Raw genomic sequence first — 1,263 nt, forward strand, 5'->3', positions numbered from 1 at the left:
GCAGATAGTCTGCCCTGTTTTTTAGTTACCACTCTGAATGTCTCTTGATGTTATTTTTATATCTGAATGTGTTATTTCTTTCAGATTTCAAGATTGAAAGGAATATAGTGTTCATTTACATGATTATCATTTTAATTATATTCACCCATGTTACAATGGTGTCAATTTCAACTTATATAGCATCATTCCATCATCAAATTTAACTTTTTGTTTTTAATGAAATAGTTTTCTCTCACGCGAGCCATTTATTGAAATTAAATCAACCTTTAATAAAGCTAGGTTTTTCATGTTGTACCTCTGTTTATGTTAAAGGTAATAATCATTAATCTAAGTGATCTACGGCATATTGCGCTTCTTCTGTAGTGAATTTTTCACCATATTCAGAGGTTAATTGATCAAAGATTTCTGCTTTAGACATATCCATTTCCTCTTGATAGACTTTAGCTGTTTCTAATGCATTCTCGTTATAATCGACGTTTAAATTATCAATGGCATATTGTGCATCTTCTTCAGAGAACTGTTCACCATACTCTGATATAAGCTGGTCATAAATACCTTATTTAGACATGTGCATTATATCAGAGTATGTTTTAGCTGAGTTTAAGGCGGCACGTGACTCACCCTCTATAGAGCTTTTTGACTGTTCTTCATCTAAATCAGATAAAGAAGATTCAGTATCATAAGACAAACTTTCATCAAATGTATCAGAATATGACTCTTCGGTATCTGGATATGCAGTTTCATTATCATATTCAGTTGTTGAAGATTCCGAATCAGAATAAGAATTTTCAGAATCGGAAGAGGAGTTATCTGAACTTTCTCCTCCACTAGTTACAGCTGCCGAACATCCAATAATAATAAACAGTAAAACAATTAATCCGAAACAACCTAAAAAAAACGGTCGTTTCTTGTTTTTGTGTGGATAAACACGTTCACCCTTTTCGTTGTAATAAATCTCTTCTTTCTTTGCCATTCATAAACCTCTTTTCTATTTATATATATTTAAAAAACCAGAACGTGATGACACATTACATAGAATTGTCAATTTTAAGTCAGGTTAATAAATCGGGTTTGTTCATAATAGTTAAAGCTTGTTTAATTCTATAGTTAGCGGATGCTTTATACATGATAAGGTGAAATGAAATCATCATATTTGTTTTATTAATATTCAGCATTTATCATTTAGTCTTAACAATCTTGTCAATGAAGTATTGAGTTGGTTCTTCTAACTTTAAAATCTTCTGCAAGTAAAATGTATTTTAG

Annotated in this window: 2 protein-coding genes; both read right to left on the reverse strand. The window is 30.8% G+C overall.

Annotated features, from left to right (window positions below):
• Positions 1–322: 322 nt before the first annotated feature.
• Entirely contained in the window at positions 323–553 is a 231-nt protein-coding gene (locus BU038_RS12855) for an Ltp family lipoprotein (RefSeq protein WP_425385747.1), read from the reverse strand.
• Between the two features lie 3 nt (positions 554–556).
• Positions 557–973 (reverse strand): Ltp family lipoprotein, encoded by a 417-nt coding sequence (locus BU038_RS12720; protein ID WP_241963179.1) that lies wholly within the window; start codon positions 971–973, stop codon positions 557–559.
• Between the last annotated feature and the right edge of the window lie 290 nt (positions 974–1,263).

This window comes from Staphylococcus simulans, from assembly GCF_003043455.1.
Taxonomy (GTDB): Bacteria; Bacillota; Bacilli; order Staphylococcales; family Staphylococcaceae; genus Staphylococcus; species Staphylococcus simulans_A.